General features: G+C 60.8%; 17 protein-coding genes. 12 read left to right on the top strand and 5 right to left on the bottom strand.

Features of this window, described 5'->3' with window-relative positions; translation table 11 throughout:
• The first annotated feature begins 294 nt into the window (after nt 1-294).
• The 4 genes from PM2_RS04120 to PM2_RS04105 all read left to right on the top strand — a co-directional run bounded on the left by PM2_RS04120 (nt 295) and on the right by PM2_RS04105 (nt 3,681).
• A complete protein-coding gene (locus PM2_RS04120) occupies nt 295-897 on the top strand; it encodes a cysteine dioxygenase family protein (protein WP_016714270.1) in 603 nt (200 codons plus the stop codon).
• The gene (locus PM2_RS04115; protein WP_027609021.1) at nt 894-2,477 is read left to right on the top strand and encodes a rhodanese-related sulfurtransferase; all 1,584 of its coding nucleotides are present in this window, start codon (nt 894-896) and stop codon (nt 2,475-2,477) included. Before PM2_RS04120 ends, PM2_RS04115 begins: the two co-directional genes overlap by 4 nt.
• Nucleotides 2,478-2,716: 239 nt before the next feature.
• Nucleotides 2,717-3,325, top strand: coding sequence for a GNAT family N-acetyltransferase (locus PM2_RS04110; RefSeq protein WP_028698716.1), 609 nt, complete (start codon nt 2,717-2,719; stop codon nt 3,323-3,325).
• Nucleotides 3,322-3,681 (top strand): cupin domain-containing protein, encoded by a 360-nt coding sequence (locus PM2_RS04105; protein WP_028698715.1) that lies wholly within the window; start codon nt 3,322-3,324, stop codon nt 3,679-3,681. Before PM2_RS04110 ends, PM2_RS04105 begins: the two co-directional genes overlap by 4 nt.
• Nucleotides 3,682-3,877: 196 nt before the next feature.
• Here the strand turns inward: PM2_RS04105 and PM2_RS04100 are convergent, their stop codons facing one another.
• From PM2_RS04100 to PM2_RS31120, 4 genes are all read right to left on the bottom strand, one after another.
• Entirely contained in the window at nt 3,878-4,258 is a 381-nt protein-coding gene (locus tag PM2_RS04100; protein ID WP_016714274.1) for a MerR family transcriptional regulator, read from the bottom strand.
• 72 nt (nt 4,259-4,330) lie between these two features.
• Nucleotides 4,331-4,906, bottom strand: coding sequence for an NAD(P)H-dependent oxidoreductase (locus PM2_RS04095; protein WP_016714275.1), 576 nt, complete (start codon nt 4,904-4,906; stop codon nt 4,331-4,333).
• Nucleotides 4,907-5,287: 381 nt separating this feature from the next.
• Nucleotides 5,288-5,788: a peroxiredoxin gene (locus tag PM2_RS04090; protein ID WP_016714276.1), complete on the bottom strand. Its 501-nt coding sequence runs from the start codon at nt 5,786-5,788 to the stop codon at nt 5,288-5,290.
• Between the two features lie 93 nt (nt 5,789-5,881).
• Nucleotides 5,882-6,022 (bottom strand): hypothetical protein, encoded by a 141-nt coding sequence (locus tag PM2_RS31120; RefSeq protein WP_016714277.1) that lies wholly within the window; start codon nt 6,020-6,022, stop codon nt 5,882-5,884.
• Between the two features lie 492 nt (nt 6,023-6,514).
• Between PM2_RS31120 and PM2_RS04085 the strand changes: the two genes are divergently transcribed.
• The 8 genes from PM2_RS04085 (at nt 6,515) to dsdA (ending at nt 15,367) form a co-directional block, all read left to right on the top strand.
• The gene (locus PM2_RS04085; RefSeq protein ID WP_016714278.1) at nt 6,515-7,498 is read left to right on the top strand and encodes a DUF1852 domain-containing protein; all 984 of its coding nucleotides are present in this window, start codon (nt 6,515-6,517) and stop codon (nt 7,496-7,498) included.
• Between the two features lie 27 nt (nt 7,499-7,525).
• The gene (locus PM2_RS04080; RefSeq protein ID WP_025753160.1) at nt 7,526-8,560 is read left to right on the top strand and encodes a methionine synthase; all 1,035 of its coding nucleotides are present in this window, start codon (nt 7,526-7,528) and stop codon (nt 8,558-8,560) included.
• Between the two features lie 48 nt (nt 8,561-8,608).
• Entirely contained in the window at nt 8,609-9,538 is a 930-nt protein-coding gene (locus PM2_RS04075) for a LysR family transcriptional regulator (protein WP_016714281.1), read from the top strand.
• 372 nt (nt 9,539-9,910) lie between these two features.
• Nucleotides 9,911-11,320 carry a circularly permuted type 2 ATP-grasp protein gene (locus PM2_RS04070; RefSeq protein WP_016714282.1) on the top strand — a complete coding sequence of 470 codons (1,410 nt, stop codon included), beginning with the start codon at nt 9,911-9,913 and terminating at the stop codon, nt 11,318-11,320.
• A gap of 3 nt (nt 11,321-11,323) precedes the next feature.
• Complete coding sequence (locus PM2_RS04065) at nt 11,324-12,274, top strand: alpha-E domain-containing protein (RefSeq protein ID WP_025753165.1); 951 nt, start codon at nt 11,324-11,326, stop codon at nt 12,272-12,274.
• Nucleotides 12,271-13,050 (top strand): transglutaminase family protein, encoded by a 780-nt coding sequence (locus PM2_RS04060; protein ID WP_028698713.1) that lies wholly within the window; start codon nt 12,271-12,273, stop codon nt 13,048-13,050. The genes PM2_RS04065 and PM2_RS04060 overlap by 4 nt, the downstream gene beginning before the upstream one ends.
• A gap of 73 nt (nt 13,051-13,123) precedes the next feature.
• A complete protein-coding gene (locus PM2_RS04055; RefSeq protein WP_020371278.1) occupies nt 13,124-13,846 on the top strand; it encodes a proteasome-type protease in 723 nt (240 codons plus the stop codon).
• A gap of 183 nt (nt 13,847-14,029) precedes the next feature.
• Complete coding sequence (gene dsdA / locus PM2_RS04050; RefSeq protein ID WP_028698712.1) at nt 14,030-15,367, top strand: D-serine ammonia-lyase; 1,338 nt, start codon at nt 14,030-14,032, stop codon at nt 15,365-15,367.
• Nucleotides 15,368-15,523: 156 nt separating this feature from the next.
• On the opposite strand, the gene PM2_RS04045 is transcribed toward dsdA, so the two are convergent.
• Complete coding sequence (locus PM2_RS04045; protein ID WP_028698711.1) at nt 15,524-16,891, bottom strand: aminotransferase-like domain-containing protein; 1,368 nt, start codon at nt 16,889-16,891, stop codon at nt 15,524-15,526.
• Between the last annotated feature and the right edge of the window lie 2 nt (nt 16,892-16,893).

Here is a 16,893-nt window from a genome sequence, read left to right as displayed (position 1 = left end):
TCTCCAGATGCCCGCTTGGGGCATGTCAGGGCCGATCCGCAGGTGCGGTCTCGTGGCAACGGTTTTATATCTTTTAAGTCTTACTCGATCGATTTTTATAATCTATAGATCAATCAAGCCGCTGTGAAATGCGCTTTGGGCATAACCTCATGCCTTCGGCGTAATGCGATTTGAAAGCAGAAACGCTCTGCTGTAAATGCATTATTTGCATATTATCTTATGATTATTTTGCATTTTGAGAATAGAAACAGGCTTTGCTAGGGTGATATGAAACCTGAACATCGAGCCTGAACCATGAGCCATAACCCGGAGCGCCTGCGCCACTTCATCGACAGCCTGGCCGAGTTGCTCGAACAGCAGCCCGACGAAGCCACCCTTCTCGATCGCGGCCGGGGCCTTCTGGCCAGCCTGGTGGCGCAGGACGACTGGCTACCAGACGACCTCGCCCAGCCCGACCCGCAGCGCTACCAGCAGTACCTGTTGCACTGCGACTCGCGCCAACGCTTTTCGGTGGTGAGCTTCGTCTGGGGGCCAGGGCAGCGCACACCCATCCACGATCACCGGGTGTGGGGGCTGATCGGGATGCTGCGCGGCGCCGAATACTCCCAAAACTTCACCCGCGACGCCCAGGGCGCACTGCAGCCCAGCGGCGCACCGGTGCGCCTGGCGCCAGGTCAGGTGGAGGCCGTGTCGCCGCGCATTGGTGACATTCACCAGGTCAGCAATGCCTTCAGTGATCAGGTGTCGATCAGCATCCACGTCTACGGCGGCAACATCGGCGCGGTCAAGCGCGCGGTCTACGCCGAGGACGGCAGCGAAAAAGCGTTCATTTCCGGCTATTCCAATACCCGCCTGCCCAACATCTGGGACCTGTCCAAAGAGAACCCTGCCCCATGAGCACAGTCACCACCCGCCGTTACCAAGACATCCGCCGCGCCCTGCTGGCCCGCGAGGAACTGGCCCTGATCGATGTGCGCGAAGAGGACCCGTTCGCCCAGGAGCACCCGCTGTTCGCCGCCAACTTGGCGCTGTCGAAACTGGAGCTGGAAATCTTCGCCCGTGTGCCGCGACGTGACACCGCCATCACCGTCTACGACGATGGCGAAGGCCTGGCCGGCGTGGCGGCGCAACGCCTGCTCGCGCTAGGCTACAGCGACGTGGCCGTGCTCGACGGCGGCCTGGCCGGCTGGCGCGCGGCAGGCGGTGAGCTGTTCCGTGACGTCAACGTCCCCAGCAAAGCCTTCGGCGAGTTGGTCGAGAGCGTGCGCCACACCCCCTCGCTGGCCGCCGAGCAGGTGCAGGCGCTGCTCGATGACAAGGCAGACGTGGTGGTGCTCGACGCCCGGCGCTTCGACGAATACCAGACCATGAGCATTCCCGGTGGCATCAGCGTGCCCGGCGCCGAATTGGTGCTGCGGGTGGCCGAGCTGGCGCCGAACCCGGCCACCCAGGTGATCGTCAACTGCGCCGGCCGCACCCGCAGCATCATCGGCACCCAGTCGCTGGTCAACGCCGGCATCCCCAACCCGGTGGCCGCCCTGCGCAACGGCACCATCGGCTGGACCTTGGCCGGGCAGCAGTTGGCTCACGGCCAGGACAAGACCTTCGCCCAGGTGAGCGCCGGCACCCGTGCCAACGCCGCCCGCCAGGCTCGTGCTGTGGCCGACCGCGCCGGCGTGCTGCGCCTGGAGCGCGCCGGGCTTGATGCCTGGCAGGCCGACGCCAGCCGTACCACTTACCTGTTCGATGTGCGCACGCCCGAAGAATACGTTGCAGGCCATCTGCCCGGCAGCCGCAGCGTGCCCGGCGGGCAGCTGGTGCAGGAAACCGACCACGTCGCCAGCGTGCGCGGCGCGCGCATCGTGCTGGTGGACGACGATGGCGTGCGCGCCAACATGAGCGCGTCGTGGCTGGCGCAGATGGGCTGGCAGGTGGCGGTGCTGGACGGGCTGTCGGCGGCAGATTTCAGCGCCGTCGGCGATTGGCAGGCGCCGCTGCCGGAGCTACCCAAGGCCAATGAGATCGGTGTCGAACAGTTGCAAGGCTGGCTGCAGGAAGACGGCACCGTGGTGCTGGATTTCACCACCAGCGCCAACTACGTCAAGCGACATATCCCCGGTGCGCACTGGGCGATTCGCGCGCAACTGGCCGAAACCCTGGAACGGGTGCCACAGGCCAGTCGCTACGTACTGACGTGCGGCAGCAGCCTGCTGGCACGCTTCGCCGCGCGTGACCTGCAGGCCCTCACCCGCACTCCCGTTTACCTGCTCGAAGGCGGCACCACGCGCTGGATCGCTGCCGGGAAACCGCTGGAAACCGGCGAAACGCAGCTTGCCGTACCACGCAGCGACCGCTACCGGCGCCCCTACGAGGGTACGGACAATCCTCGCGAGGCGATGCAGGGGTATCTGGACTGGGAGTTTGGTCTGATCGCGCAACTCGAGCGCGATGGCACCCATGGGTTCAAGGTGCTCTGAACCTGAACGCAGGGGTTCACGGCAAACCGGTGCCGCCCTGCACACCTTTACGCAGGGCGGCTACGCCGTCACCAACCTCGTGGCGCGCTGCGACTTCATCGCTACTGACCGGTAGTTTCCGGTCGGTAGTCGCACGCGGTACGGACGGTGTTCGCCCAGAGCATGATGGGAACCGCTCAACCCGCCTACCCTGCCTCCCTGTCTAAGGCGTAATCCTTGAAAACTAACCACCCGATCCCATGGGAGCACCGTACGTGCCTATCGACTTCAGACCCGCTCAAGCCTCGGACGCGCACGATATTGCGCGCTTCTTTCAACTGACATCGGAAGGCATGGCCGATTACATCTGGAGCAAGCTTGCCGCACCTGGAGAAGCATTGCTGAGTGTCGGTGCGTCTCGCTATGCCAGGGAACAGGGCGACTTTTCCTACAAAAACTGCCTGATGGCCACTTACGAAGGGCACGTCATCGGCATGATGCACAGCTATGCCTTGCGCGAGACCTCTGACAGGCAGGTCGAGACAGACCCGGTCCTCGCGCCGTATTCCGACATGGAAATACCCGACACCTTGTACATATCCAGCCTGGCCCTGGATGAGGCCTGGCGCAGCCAGGGGCTGGGCGTCCAGTTTCTTCGCCACGCCCAGCAGCGCGCTGAGGACGCTGGCCTGGATGGGCTATGCCTGATCGATTATGCAGAAAACCACGGTGCACGCCGTTTCTATGAACGTCACGGTTTTCAAATTGTTAAAACCTGCCAGATCGTTCCGCACCCGATGCTGGGCGTAACCGGTGAAGCCTATTTGATGTATCGCCCCAACCACAACGTGCTCGAGAAAAAACCATGAACAAGAAACTGACCGTGTTCCGCGAACTGGACATTCAACCGGTGCGCGACCTTCCCTTTTTTGAAGAGGTCGTGGAGGGCGCCCCTCATACGCTGACGTCCAAGTACTATCACGATGAACAGCAAGGTCGTATTTCCGGAGAGTGGGAAGCCAGTACCGGAGCGTGGCGCATCGACTACAAAGTTTGGGAGTTCTGCCATGTCCTGAGTGGACGCTGTGTCATCGAGCTCGAGGGTTGCGCCCCCACCACATTGGCCGCTGGCGACACGTTCATTATCGAACCGGGCGCCAAGGGCAAATGGACCGTGCTGGAAGACATGAAAAAGAACTTCGTGATCCTCTTGCCCGCGAACTGAGCACAGGGTCACGTTTCATCGAGCGCAGCGTAAGGACAGTTTGCATGCTTGCCTGCTGGCGGCGCTCGAATGTTTTTCGGCAGGCCACAACAGCCCTCTAACTCTCAGTGTCCGCTTGGGTTGGGAGCGGTCACTTGCGAGCCGCACCTTTCACGCTGATGCTGCCAGTCCAGGAAATAGGGTTGCCTGGCACGGGTTACGCCCGTACTTGCGGGTCAAGCCCGCACTGATACCTGGTACCTTCAAGGCGTGCTTCAAACGCCTGGAGCCCTGCGTATATCTGTTGTAGCCCAGTGATTTGCCCCAGCACTTCGCGTTTCTTGTCGGCAATGGCCTTGCCCGCCAACTCCCACGGCAAATCAGCACCCTGATGCCTCGGCAGAATCGCCTGCAGTTCCTTCAGTTTGAAACCCAACTGCTGCGCGCATTTGATGAACGTAAGCAGCTCGACACTCTGCTGGTTGTAAACGCGGTACTGCCCCTGGCGCTCGGGCGGCGGCAACAGGCCAATCGCTTCATAGTGGCGGATGGTCTTGACCGTGGTGCCCGACAGTTGGGCGGCTTTGCCGATGTACATGAACGTCCTTTTCATAAGTGGGCGGCGCATCATTGCACGGCGCCAGCGGTTCGGGAACCTCATAGGCGCAGGTCAGCCGGCGATGCTTCGTGCCTGTTGGAGCCAGGTTTCGCGCCGCCGCGCGCTGGAGCCGAGCAGCGGACCGAACATCAGGGTACGCAGCGGTCTGATACCGCAAAACTGTAACGTGGTCTTGCGGACTTGGTGAAGGCCAGGCATGCGATACACCCAACGGTAGTACCACGGCGGTGTATCCATCGTCACCAGCAAATGCGCCGTACGGCCCTTGAGCAGTTGCTCGGGGAAAGCCTTGCCTGCCCTATACCGGAACGCGAAACCGGGCAAGAACACGCGGTCGAAAAAGCCTTTCATCAATGCAGGGATACCGCCCCACCAAATGGGGTAGATAAAGGCTAGGTGCTCGGCCCAGGTGATGTCGGCCTGAGCCCTGAGCAGGTCGGGCTCCAATGGCTGCGCTTGCCGGTAGCCGCTGCGCAGCACCGGGTCGAAGCTCAAGGTATCAAGCCGTAACACCCTTACATCATGGCCGGAGGTTCTGGCCGCCTCGACATAACTCTCGGTCAGCGCTGCGCAGAAACTCTCGCCTGACGGGTGCCCCAGCACCACGAGTACTCGTTTGCTCATCATCACTTCATCCTGAACAGAAAGCGTGCAGGGTAAAGTCTGCCCCTAACGGGAGAGTCAACTGCTCAGGCTTTATCCCTGCCATGCGTATCCAGTCAATCGCTTGTGCATGGGTGTGCAGGCCAGCTCAAGCCCTGAAGGCGAGGTGTAGATTCCTTCAGCCTCCCGCTGATAACCACATCGACGGTAGAACGTAGTGGCATTGGGTACATGCTCACGCTCCTTGTCACGGGTGATCATGACCGGAGCCTGAAAAAGCCCCGCCCCATTAGTGGCGGGGCTTAGGGTTACGTCAGGATTTACGCGCGCAACGTCCTATGGCCCGCCCAAGGCGGTCATCATCGGATGCTTCATCAAGGGTGTCAGATTTGGGGGCGGGTAAACCTAGCGCAGCGCAGCCAAAACGCTCCCCGCGTCGCTGACCTCGAACTTGCCAGGCGCTTCCACCGCTACGTGCTGGACGATCAAGTCGTCGACCACCATGGCATAACGCAGCGAACGACGTCCCAGCCCGCGGGCCGACAGGTCCTGGATCAAGCCCAGTGCGTCGCTGAACTCGCCATTGCCATCGCCGATCATCTTCACCGCATCGCCCACCTGCAGGCTGTTACCCCAGGCATTCATGACAAAGGCATCGTTTACCGAAACACAGAAAATTTCGTCAATGCCAGCCGCGAACAACGCTTGCGCCTGCGCTACGTAACCCGGAACGTGGCGTTCGGAGCATGTGGGCGTGAACGCGCCAGGCAAGCCGAAAATAACCACTTTTTTCTGCTTGCACCGGTCGCGAACAGAAAAGGCATTCGGGCCGATCGCGCAGACGCCAGCATCGTTGTTGTATTCGTAAAGGGTAACGTCGGGCAGTTCATCGCCAGTCTTGATCATCGTTGTCTCCGGCATCAGGTGATGATTGAGCAAATCATGATGCCGCAGTCTGGTCGAAATGTCCGGGGTTGCCGTACCGGATTGATTACCCTGTCAGCGGGCCAGTATCGCCTGATGATGGTCGATCGAAGGCACAGCGTCCTGAACGCGCCGAGCCGTCAGCCATTCGCGCATTCGCGCAGTATCGAAAATCTGCCCCTCCTCCATCATGGTCAGGATGAGCGTTTGGGACATTCGGTAACATCCACATCGGGAACAACACCGCGCTTCCCATCCGTGGGCGCATTCGACAGTTTCAGCCTGCCCTGCGCAGATCAGACAACTCATGTAAGCCCCCTTTTATTGTTCTTCCATGAAGGGTGGTTGCAAAGGCAAAAGAATAGTATGGCTTTGGATTGACATGAGATTTTCGTGCCAAGTCCAGAAATACCTTCAGCGCGCTTGAGAACCAGGCATGGCCCGAGGAGCGTTCATCAACTGAACAGGCTGTCATCCAAGGGCTCGCTCGGCGCGTCCATCAGGCACACGCCTGCTACTGGCCATGACACCCATCATGAGCAACGCTAAAAAACCTGTGAATTATCTTCAATACCTTTCATGTAGACGCCCTGCTTAAACTACGTCCTGATCATGCATCAGCATAAAGTTTGTTGAGCGAAGGCCCCAGAAGGTGCAACTGGACAGCACTGGAAGTGCTCGACCTCAAACATCAGGACACCGCGCACCATGAATACAGCACCTACATTCAGCCTCAAACGCATTGCCTTCGACGAACATTATCACCCTGCCGATAACACCCGCCTTACCACCAATTTCGCCAATTTGGCGCGGGGGGCGAACCGCCAGGAAAACCTGCGCAACACCTTGACGATGATAAACAACCGCTTCAACGCCCTGGCGCATTGGGATAATCCCGACAATGACCGCTACCACGTCGAGCTGGAAATCATCTCGGTGGAAATGAACATGGAAGCCGAACAGCACGGCACTACCCTGCCGTTGATAGAAATACTGAAAACCCATATTGTCGACCGCACGACCAATACCCGCATCGAGGGCATGGTAGGCAATAACCTTTCCTCGTACGTTCGCGACTACGACTTCAGTGTCCTGTTGCTGGAGCACAACAAGCATCGGGCAACCTTCAGCACGCCCGAGCACTTTGGCACGCTTCACGGCAACCTGTTCAAGTGTTTCGTAAATTCGCCAACCTACCAGCAGCACTTCAAAAAACCGCCGGTTATCTGCCTGAGTGTGTCGAGCAGCAAAACCTACTACCGCACCGAAAACCAGCACCCTGTACTGGGCGCTGAATACCAGCAGGATGAATACTCGCTGACGGACGAATACTTCAAAAAAATGGGTTTGAAGGTTCGCTATTTCATGCCACCGGACAGTGTTGCCCCGTTGGCATTCTATTTTGCCGGTGACTTGCTCGCGGATTACACCAACCTTGAGCTGATCAGCACCATCAGCACCATGGATACCTTCCAGAAGATCTACCGCCCCGAAATCTACAATGCCAACTCTGCAGCCGGCAAGGCCTACCAGCCCAGCCTGAAGCACCAGGACTACTCGCTCACGCGTATTGTCTACGATCGGGATGAACGCAGCCGGCTGGCGATCGAACAGGGGAAATTTGCCGAGGCGAACTTTGTCAAACCCTACCAGGCCACGCTTGAGCAATGGTCCGCTCAATACACCCGTTGAATCATTCAAAGTACAAGGTCATCGCTCATGAACACGCTACTCCCCACGTCCACTGCCGGCAGCCTGCCTAAACCGTCCTGGCTTGCCCAACCTGAAACACTCTGGTCACCGTGGAAGTTACAAGACGCGCAGCTTATCGAAGGCAAACAGGATGCCCTGCGCCTGGCCTTGCAAGAACAACAACACGCCGGTATCGACATTGTCAGTGATGGCGAACAAACACGTCAGCACTTCGTCACCACCTTTATCGAGCACCTGAGTGGTGTTGATTTCGAACAGCGGGAAACCGTTAGAATCCGCGATCGCTACGACGCGAGCGTGCCAACCGTGGTGGGTGCTGTCGCTCGACAGAAACCCGTATTTGTCGAAGATGCCAAGTTCTTGCGCCAACACACCACGCAGCCGATAAAGTGGGCGCTGCCTGGCCCCATGACCATGATCGATACCTTGTACGACACCCACTATAAAAGCCGCGAGAAACTGGCCTGGGAATTCGCCAGGATTCTCAATCAGGAAGCCCGGGAACTGGAAGCGGCCGGTGTTGACATCATTCAGTTCGACGAACCGGCATTCAATGTCTTCTTCGACGAAGTGAATGACTGGGGCGTGGCCACCCTGGAAAGGGCCATTGAAGGCCTCAAGTGCGAAACAGCCGTCCATATCTGCTATGGCTATGGCATCAAAGCCAATACTGACTGGAAAAAGACACTGGGTTCGGAATGGCGGCACTATGAGCAAGCCTTCCCCAAACTGCAACAGTCCGGCATCGATATCATCTCGCTGGAATGCCATAACTCGCATGTTCCAATGGACCTGATCGAGCTGATTCGCGGCAAGAAAGTCATGGTCGGCGCCATTGATGTGGCCAGCCATGCCATTGAAACACCGGAGCAGGTTGCCGACACCCTGCGCAAGGCATTGCAGTTCGTCGATGCCGACAAACTCTACCCGTGTACCAATTGCGGTATGGCACCGCTGCCTCGTCAGGTAGCCAGCGGCAAGCTCAAGGCGTTGAGTGCAGGCGCAGCAATCGTGCGCCAGGAACTCGTCAACGCACGCTGAAGCCTGTGCAGACAAAAGCCCCATATTGAGCTGACCCGTATTTTACCCATGATCGATTTACGCCACCTGCGAACCCTCCACGCACTGCGTGAAACCGACAGCCTGCACGAGGCCGCCGAGCGCCTGCACCTGACCCAATCAGCCCTGTCGCACCAGTTCCGCGACATGGAAGAGCGTATCGGCATGCCGCTGTTCGTGCGCAAATCCAGGCCGGTGCGCTTCACCAGTGCGGGGCTGAAACTGTTGCAGCTGGCCGACCAGGTGTTGCCGCAAATCCGCAGTACCGAACGGGACCTTGGCAAGCTGGCCGGGGGCTCGGCCGGGCGGCTGCACATCGCCATCGAATGCCACAGCTGCTACCAGTGGCTGATGCCTTGCGTGGATGAATTTCGCAGCGCCTGGCCAGAGGTGGAACTGGACCTCGCCTCCGGTTTTTCCTTCGCACCACTGCCAGCCCTGGAGCGCGGCGACCTGGACCTGGTAGTCACTTCCGACCCGGTAACACTGCCGGGCATCAGCTATGTGCCGTTATTCGCTTATGAGGCACTGCTGGCCATCGACAACCACCACGCCCTGCGCGACAAGCCTTACCTGGAACCTTCCGATATCGCCCACCAGACGCTGATCACCTACCCGATCGAACGCACTCGTCTGGATATTTTCACCCGCTTTCTCGACCCGGCCGACATCGAGCCGGCACAGGTACGCACCTCGGAACTGACCGTGATGATGATGCAGCTGGTGGCGTCCGGGCGCGGCGTCTGCAGCCTGCCCAACTGGGCAGTGCATGAGTACAGCTCGCGTGGCTATGTAACCGCCAAGCGCCTTGGCGAACATGGCTTGCAGGCCAGGCTCTACGCTGCACTGCGCAGTGACATGCTGGAAGTGCCATACGTGAGTGATTTTCTGCTCACCGCCAAGGACATCTCCTTCACCACGCTGGCAGGTGTCAGCGTGGCGTCAGGGCCCGTACGCTGACAACTGCGCGGCCTTGGCGGACCACGCCCCAGTTCGGGTCAAAATCGGTAACGGGGTTCAAAGCGCCCTTTTTTGATGCACGCCTGGCTGTCGGCCCGGCGTTGCTCACTCGTAGCTAGAGCAAACACCGTCCCGTACTGCCACGGACTACCCGCCCAAATCCCGTGTTTCGCGGCGCTTCCCCCTAAACATCCCCGCTGCACTGCGTTTTCGGCACCTTCATTGCAATGCTTGTTGTGGTCACCGCACAGGTGATCAATCGCAACCGAGGCTCACGCGAGACACGGCACCCACCGACCCCAGCAAGGCAGCACCCTGAAAAACGCAGATGAACCGCAATGAAGCTGCCGGCAACGGCGGCAAGGAGTGGGTATGTCCCGGGCTTTTTTCAATGAAATGTACGAAGCGAACGGCAGTTGCCGCCCGCATTACCAGGAGTTCGCCCGCTGGCTGGCGAACACACCGCTGGAGCTGCTGGAGCAGCGCCGACGTGAAGCGGACCTGTTGTTCCACCGTGCCGGCATCACCTTCACCCTGTACGGCGACAGCCAGGACACCGAACGCCTGATCCCCTTCGATATCATCCCGCGCAGCATCCGCGCCAGCGAGTGGCGCACGGTCGAGCGTGGCTGCATACAGCGTGTGCAGGCGCTTAACCTGTTCCTGCAGGACATCTACCACGACCAGCGCATCCTCAAGGCCGGTATCATCCCGCCCGAGCAGGTGCTGGCCAACGAGGGCTACCAGATCGCCATGCAGGGCCTGGACCTGCACCGAGGGCTGTATGCCCACATCGCCGGTGTCGACCTGGTGCGCGATGGCGATGGCAGCTACTTCGTGCTGGAAGACAACCTGCGCACCCCCAGCGGCGTCAGCTACATGCTCGAAGACCGCAAGATGATGATGCGCCTGTTCCCTGAGCTGTTTGCCGCCCAGCGTATCGCCCCCATCGACCACTACCCCAACCTGCTGCTGGACACACTTAAGAGCGCCAGCCCGCTGGACAACCCCACGGCCGTGCTGCTCACCCCCGGCCGCTTCAACAGCGCCTATTTCGAGCATGCGTTCCTGGCCCGGGAAATGGGCATCGAGCTTGTGGAAGGCGCAGACCTGTTCGTGCGTGACGAGCATGTCTACATGCGCACCACCGCCGGCCCGCAGCAGGTCGATGTGATCTACCGCCGCCTGGACGACGACTACCTCGACCCGCTGTCGTTCAACCCGGACTCGATGCTCGGTGTGCCGGGGCTGATCTCGGTGTACCGCGCCGGCAATGTGGTACTGGCCAACGCCGTCGGCACCGGCGTGGCCGACGACAAGTCGATCTACCCCTATGTCGACGACATGATCCGCTACTACCTGGGCGAAGAGCCGATCCTGAACAACGTGCCCACCTGGCAGTGCCGCAAGCCTGCGGACCTGTCCCACGTCCTGGCCCACCTGCCCGAACTGGTGGTCAAGGAAACCCAGGGCTCCGGCGGCTATGGCATGCTGGTTGGGCCGGCATCGACCCGTGCCCAGATCGAAGACTTCCGCGCGCGCATCAAAGCCCGCCCGCACGCCTATATCGCCCAACCCACCTTGTGCCTGTCCACCTGCCCGACCTTTGTCGACAGCGGCATCGCACCACGCCACATCGACCTGCGCCCGTTTGTGCTTTCGGGCAGTGAAACCCGCCTGGTGCCCGGCGGCCTGACCCGCGTGGCGCTGAAGGAGGGCTCGCTGGTGGTCAACTCGTCGCAGGGCGGCGGTACCAAGGACACCTGGGTGGTGGAGGACTGAACCATGCTTTCGCGAACCGCTTCCGACCTGTACTGGATGTCACGCTACCTGGAGCGTGCAGAAAACCTCGCGCGCATGCTTGAGGTCAGCTATTCGCTGTCGTTGATGCCCCAGGCCGGGCGCAGCGATGGCCATGCCGAGCTGGCGATGTCGCTGCTAGCATCCGGCACGCTGGACGACTACATCCGCCGGCACACCGAGCTCGACACCGAGCGCATGCTGCACTTCTTCGCCCTCGACGCGACCAACCCCAGCAGCATCTATTGCTGCCTGCAGGCCGCCCGCACCAATGCCCATGCGGTGCGTGGCCGCATCACCGCCGACATGTGGGAAAACATCAACGCCACCTGGATCGAGATGCGCAATATCGCCAGCAATGGCCTTGGCCGCTATGGCATCAGCCAGTTCTGCGACTGGGTCAAGGAGCGCTCGCACCTGTTCCGTGGCGCCACCTCCGGCACCATCATGCGTAACGATGCCTACAGCTTCATTCGCCTGGGCACCTTCCTGGAGCGGGCGGACAACACCCTGCGCCTGCTCGATGCGCGCTATGAAATGTTCGGCGAAACCTCCGAAGAGGTGAGCGACGATTCCGCCCGTGGTTATTACCAGTGGAGCGCCTTGCTGCGTGCGCTGACCTCGTATGAAGCCTTCAACGAGATCTATCGCGCCGCCCCCAGCGCGCGGCCGGTGTCCGAGCTGCTGCTGTTGCGGGTGGATGTTCCACGCTCGCTGCATGCCTGCATCGAGGAACTGGACCTGATCCTGGCCGGTCTGCCGGGCAGTAGCGGGCGCGCCGCCCAGCGCATGGCCGCCGAACTCAACGCGCGCCTGCGCTACACCGCCATCGATGAAATCCTCGATGCAGGGTTACACCCCTGGCTGAGCGACTTCATCGGCCGCGTCAACCAACTGGGCCAGGCGGTCCATCACTCCTACCTGGAGGTTGTATGAAACTGTCCATTCGCCACGACACCACCTACAGCTATGCCAGCGATGTCAGCAACAGCATCCAGTTCCTGCGCCTGACGCCGCGCAGCAGCGCACGCCAGCGTATCAATGAATGGCAACTGGGCCTGCCCTGCAAGGTCAAGAGCCAGATCGACCCGTACGGCAACATCCTGCATGTGCTGACCCTGGACAAACCCCACGGCCACCTGGCGCTGACTGCCAGCGGGCAGGTAGAGATCGACCCGGACTGCGAGCAGGAGGCCGAAAGCCAGTCTCCCCTGCCATTCCTGCGTGTCAGCCGCCTGACCCAGGCCGATGACACACTCAAGGCGTTCGCCACCCGGCAATGTGGCCAGCACCGCGACCGGGCGGCACTGACGGGGCTGATGCAAGGCTTGGCCGAGCACATGCCCTACAGCCCCGGGGCCACTTCGGTGGGTACCACCGCGATCGAAGCATTCAACGGCGGCGCCGGGGTGTGCCAGGACCACACCCACGCCTTCCTGGCCTGCGCCCGCAGCTTGGGGGTGCCGGCACGCTACGTTTCGGGCTACCTGTGCACCGAGGACGAGCAGCACCTGGCCAGCCACGCCTGGGCAGAAGCCTGGATCGACGACGCCTGGTACAGCTTCGACATCACCAACCGCCTGACGCTGCCAGACCGTCACCTGAAGCTGGCGGTTGGCCTGGACTACCTCGATGCCTGCCCGGTCCGGGGCGTGCGCCGCGGCGGCGGTATCGAATCGATGCAGGCCAGCGTTCACGTACACCGCCAGTGACACGTTTGCTGCAGGCCGGTCTTGCCGCGCAGGTGCGGCAAGACCACTCCATACCCAATACAAGGGAAACCGCATGACTTATTGTGTTGCCATGCACCTTGAGGACGGGCTTGTCTTCATCAGCGATTCACGCACCAACGCCGGCATTGACCAGATCTCCACCTTTGCCAAGTTGTTCGTGTTCAGCGTGCCGGGCGAGCGGCTGATCGTGCTGCAGACCGCCGGCAACCTGGCAACCTCGCAGTCGGTGGTGAACCTGCTGCAGCAACGCAGCCAGGGCAGCGGCCCTCACCTGCTGAACGTTGCCACGCTTTACGATGCAACGGTGCTGGTCGCCGACACCCTGCGCGAAGTGGTCAACCGTGACCGCAGCAAGCTTACTGGCGACATCGACCTGAGCAGTTCATTCATTGTCGGCGGCCAGATAGCCGGCGCCCCCATGGCCATCTACAACGTCTACGCGCAGGGCAATTTCTTCCAGGCCACGCCAGACACCCCGTTCCTGCAACTGGGCGAAAGCAAGTACGGGCGGCCTATTCTCGACCGCAACCTGCAATACCAGACGCCACTGGATGAAGCGTTGCGTTGCGGCCTGATTTCGTTCGATTCCACCATCCGCAGCAACCTGTCGGTGGGCATGCCGCTGGACTTGCTGGTGTATCGCAAAGGCAGCCTCGAAAGCATGACGCGCAAGCGCATCACCAACGAGGATGCCTATTATCAGCAGATTCGCAGGCAGTGGAGTGATGGGTTGAAGCGGTTGTTGGCGGAGCTGCCTGCACCGCCTTATGGCTGAATGAACACACGGCTCGAAACATCTGCTGCCTGTGCAGGCCTCTTCGCGGGCAAGCCCGCTCCCACAAGTACTGCGCATAACCTGAAGGCTGCGATGATCTTGTGCATGCTGTGAGGAGTCATCGTTTGAGTCTCACCGGCCACTGAGCTCTAATTGGGCGAATACTGCGCTACTGGTGAAACCATGATTCACGGAAAAACCCTGGAAGCCTGGCAAAAAAGCCACCCGATCATCGCCGACCTGGTTGCCCTGAAAGAAACCAGCTGGTTCAACCCTGGTATCGCCAAGGCTGCCGAAGCCCTGCACGACGTAGGTCTGACGGCTGACGACGTGCAAGCGACAAGCGCGCGATTGCAGCGTTTCGCACCCTACCTGGCCACTGTGTTCCCTGAAACGGCAGCTGCCGGCGGGGTGATCGAGTCGCACATCACCCCGCTGCCGCAGCTTCGCCAACGGCTTATCGAGGAAGGCTCACTGCAAAACGTGGGCAGCCTGTGGCTCAAGGCTGACAGCGACTTGCCTATCTCCGGATCCATCAAGGCCCGGGGCGGCATTCATGAAGTGCTCAAGCACGCCGAAGACCTGGCCTTGGCGGCCGGTTTGATCACCCCGTCGGATGACTACACCAGACTGGCCAACGATGAGGCCCGCGCATTCTTCAGCCAGTACAAGATCGCCGTGGGCTCGACCGGCAACCTGGGCCTGTCGATTGGCATCATGAGTGCCAAGCTGGGCTTCCAGGTGAGCGTGCACATGTCGTCTGACGCCAGGCAATGGAAGAAGGACAAGCTGCGCGCCAACGGCGTAACGGTGGTAGAGCACGCCTGCGATTACAGCGTGGCAGTCGAGCAAGGTCGCCAGCAGGCAGCTTCAGACCCCAGCTGTTATTTTGTCGACGATGAAAACTCCCCGCAGCTGTTCCTCGGCTATGCCGTAGCAGCCGAACGGCTGGCACGGCAGTTCGACGAGGCCGGCATCCAGGTGAACGCTGATCATCCATTGTTCGTGTACCTGCCGTGCGGCGTAGGGGGCGGCCCCGGCGGTGTCGCATTCGGGCTGAAGCTGGTGTTCGGCGATGCGGTGCATTGCATCTTTGCCGAACCCACCCACTCCCCGTGCATGCTGCTGGGGGTGTACACCGGCTTGCACGATGAAACCCGTGTGCAGGACTTCGGCATCGACAATATCACCGCCGCCGACGGCCTGGCGGTCGGGCGCCCATCCGGGTTTGTCGGCAAAGCCATGCAACGGCTGATTGATGGTTACTACACCGTGACCGACGAAGAACTGTACCGCTTGATGGTCATCGCCCACGAGCAGGACAGGGTCAAGCTGGAGCCTTCTGCGCTTGCTGGCGTACCTGGCATGGCACGGGTGTTACAGGCAGACGAGTATCTGGCTCGCCAGGGCTTTACCCCAACGCATCTGCAAAATGCCACTCACCTTGTGTGGGGTACGGGCGGCAGCATGGTTCCAGAAACCGAGTTTGAGGCTTATCTGGCGAAAGGCCGCAGCCTGTAGGCTGCGCTTATCAAAGCCCCTGAATGGGTTGCCTGTACTGGCCTTTTCGCGGGTAAACCCGCTCCCACAGGTACAGCGCAGGTTTCGAAAACGGTGCGATCCTTGTGGGAGCGGGTTTACCCGCGAAAAGGCCGGTACAGGCGACACATCACTTGCTCAACCGCGAATGCACTGCGCAAACACCGGTTCCTGCAAATAGGCCACATTCAACCGGGTCCAGGGCGTCACGGCCTTCTGGTTGGTCTGGAAGATCGCCCCCGGTGCCAGCATTACCCCCCTGCCCTGCACTTCGCGGGTCAGCAACGCGGTGTCTTCGATCCCCGGAAAACGCGCCCACAGGTACAGGCTTTGTTCCGGCCGACAGAACACCTCGGCACCTAGTTCGTCCAGCACCCGCAGCCCACCGGCGGTGGCTTCCCGCACCCGGTCCTGAAGGCGCATCAGGTGCCGTAGGAAATGCCCTTCGCTGAGGATCACATCCGCCGTGCGTTCGCACAGTTCCGAACAACTGGTGTGCAACATCATCTGCAGGTCGGCCAACTCGTCGATGACCTCCTTGCTCCCTGCGATGTAACCCACCCGCAAGGCCGCCGACACTGATTTCGAGAAACTGCCGATGTACAGCGAACGCCTCAGTTGGTCGAGCGCCGCCACCTTGAGCGCCGAGCTGGGCTTGAAGTCTGCCAGTGCGTCGTCTTCGACCAGCAGCAAGTCGTGCCGCTCGGCCAGTTGCAGCAAGCGATGGGCCTTGGCCGGGGAGATATCCGAGCCGGTAGGGTTGTGGCACACCGACTGGATGAAGAACAGCCGGGGCCGTTCGACGCGCAGCATGGCTTCCAGCGCATCCATGTCCGGGCCGTCCGCCAGGCGCGGCACGCTCAGCAGCCGTGCGCCGTGCAGTTGCAGCTTGCCGAACAGCGGGTAGTAACCCGGGTTTTCCACCAGCACCGCATCGCCCGGTACCACGAAGCGGCGAATGATCAGGTCCAGTGCATGGTTGGCGCCGTGGGTGGTCACGATTTGCCGGGGGGTGGCACTGATGGCGTAGCTGGCCAGCTTGCGCACCAGGCTCTGGCGCAGGCCGGGGTTGCCCAGGCGATTGCCATAACGAAACAGGTTCCCTGCACCACTGCGCATCGCTTGCCGGGTGAATTTGTCGAGGCGCATGTCCTGCAGCCAGGCCACCGGCGCAAAACCTTCACCCAACGGCGCCAGCCCGGGTTCGCGAACGAACTGCTGCCGCATCATCCAGATGGTGTCCATGGCCCGGGTGTACGGCGGTGTTTCATCCAGCTCGGCGGCCTGCACCTGCGCACCGACAAAAAACCCCTGCCCGTGGCGCGCCTCCACCAACCCTTGAGAGGCGAGAATCTCGTACGCGGTGATCACCGTATTTTTCGAGTGTCCGTGCAAACGCATGTACTCGCGTAACGACGGCAGGCGGTCGCCAACCTTCAGCACGCCTGTGCGGATCTGCTGCTCGACCGCATCGGCGACTTGCTGGGCAAGGGTGACACGAGGCATCG

The organism is Pseudomonas monteilii NBRC 103158 = DSM 14164 (genome assembly GCF_000730605.1).
Taxonomy (GTDB): domain Bacteria; phylum Pseudomonadota; class Gammaproteobacteria; order Pseudomonadales; family Pseudomonadaceae; genus Aquipseudomonas; species Aquipseudomonas monteilii.
Note: the sequence above shows the minus strand (reverse complement) of the source record. Positions and strands in the feature narration are given on the sequence as shown.

Bases quoted from the DNA above. Each gene is read 5' to 3' on its own strand.
- PM2_RS04120 (WP_016714270.1), top strand. From the start codon at position 295: ATGAGCCATAACCCGGAGCGCCTGCGCCACTTCATCGACAGCCTGGCC.
- PM2_RS04115 (WP_027609021.1), top strand. From the start codon at position 894: ATGAGCACAGTCACCACCCGCCGTTACCAAGACATCCGCCGCGCCCTG.
- PM2_RS04110 (WP_028698716.1), top strand. From the start codon at position 2,717: ATGGGAGCACCGTACGTGCCTATCGACTTCAGACCCGCTCAAGCCTCG.
- PM2_RS04105 (WP_028698715.1), top strand. From the start codon at position 3,322: ATGAACAAGAAACTGACCGTGTTCCGCGAACTGGACATTCAACCGGTG.
- PM2_RS04100 (WP_016714274.1), bottom strand. From the start codon at position 4,258: ATGTACATCGGCAAAGCCGCCCAACTGTCGGGCACCACGGTCAAGACC.
- PM2_RS04095 (WP_016714275.1), bottom strand. From the start codon at position 4,906: ATGATGAGCAAACGAGTACTCGTGGTGCTGGGGCACCCGTCAGGCGAG.
- PM2_RS04090 (WP_016714276.1), bottom strand. From the start codon at position 5,788: ATGATCAAGACTGGCGATGAACTGCCCGACGTTACCCTTTACGAATAC.
- PM2_RS31120 (WP_016714277.1), bottom strand. From the start codon at position 6,022: ATGTCCCAAACGCTCATCCTGACCATGATGGAGGAGGGGCAGATTTTC.
- PM2_RS04085 (WP_016714278.1), top strand. From the start codon at position 6,515: ATGAATACAGCACCTACATTCAGCCTCAAACGCATTGCCTTCGACGAA.
- PM2_RS04080 (WP_025753160.1), top strand. From the start codon at position 7,526: ATGAACACGCTACTCCCCACGTCCACTGCCGGCAGCCTGCCTAAACCG.
- PM2_RS04075 (WP_016714281.1), top strand. From the start codon at position 8,609: ATGATCGATTTACGCCACCTGCGAACCCTCCACGCACTGCGTGAAACC.
- PM2_RS04070 (WP_016714282.1), top strand. From the start codon at position 9,911: ATGTCCCGGGCTTTTTTCAATGAAATGTACGAAGCGAACGGCAGTTGC.
- PM2_RS04065 (WP_025753165.1), top strand. From the start codon at position 11,324: ATGCTTTCGCGAACCGCTTCCGACCTGTACTGGATGTCACGCTACCTG.
- PM2_RS04060 (WP_028698713.1), top strand. From the start codon at position 12,271: ATGAAACTGTCCATTCGCCACGACACCACCTACAGCTATGCCAGCGAT.
- PM2_RS04055 (WP_020371278.1), top strand. From the start codon at position 13,124: ATGACTTATTGTGTTGCCATGCACCTTGAGGACGGGCTTGTCTTCATC.
- dsdA (WP_028698712.1), top strand. From the start codon at position 14,030: ATGATTCACGGAAAAACCCTGGAAGCCTGGCAAAAAAGCCACCCGATC.
- PM2_RS04045 (WP_028698711.1), bottom strand. From the start codon at position 16,891: ATGCCTCGTGTCACCCTTGCCCAGCAAGTCGCCGATGCGGTCGAGCAG.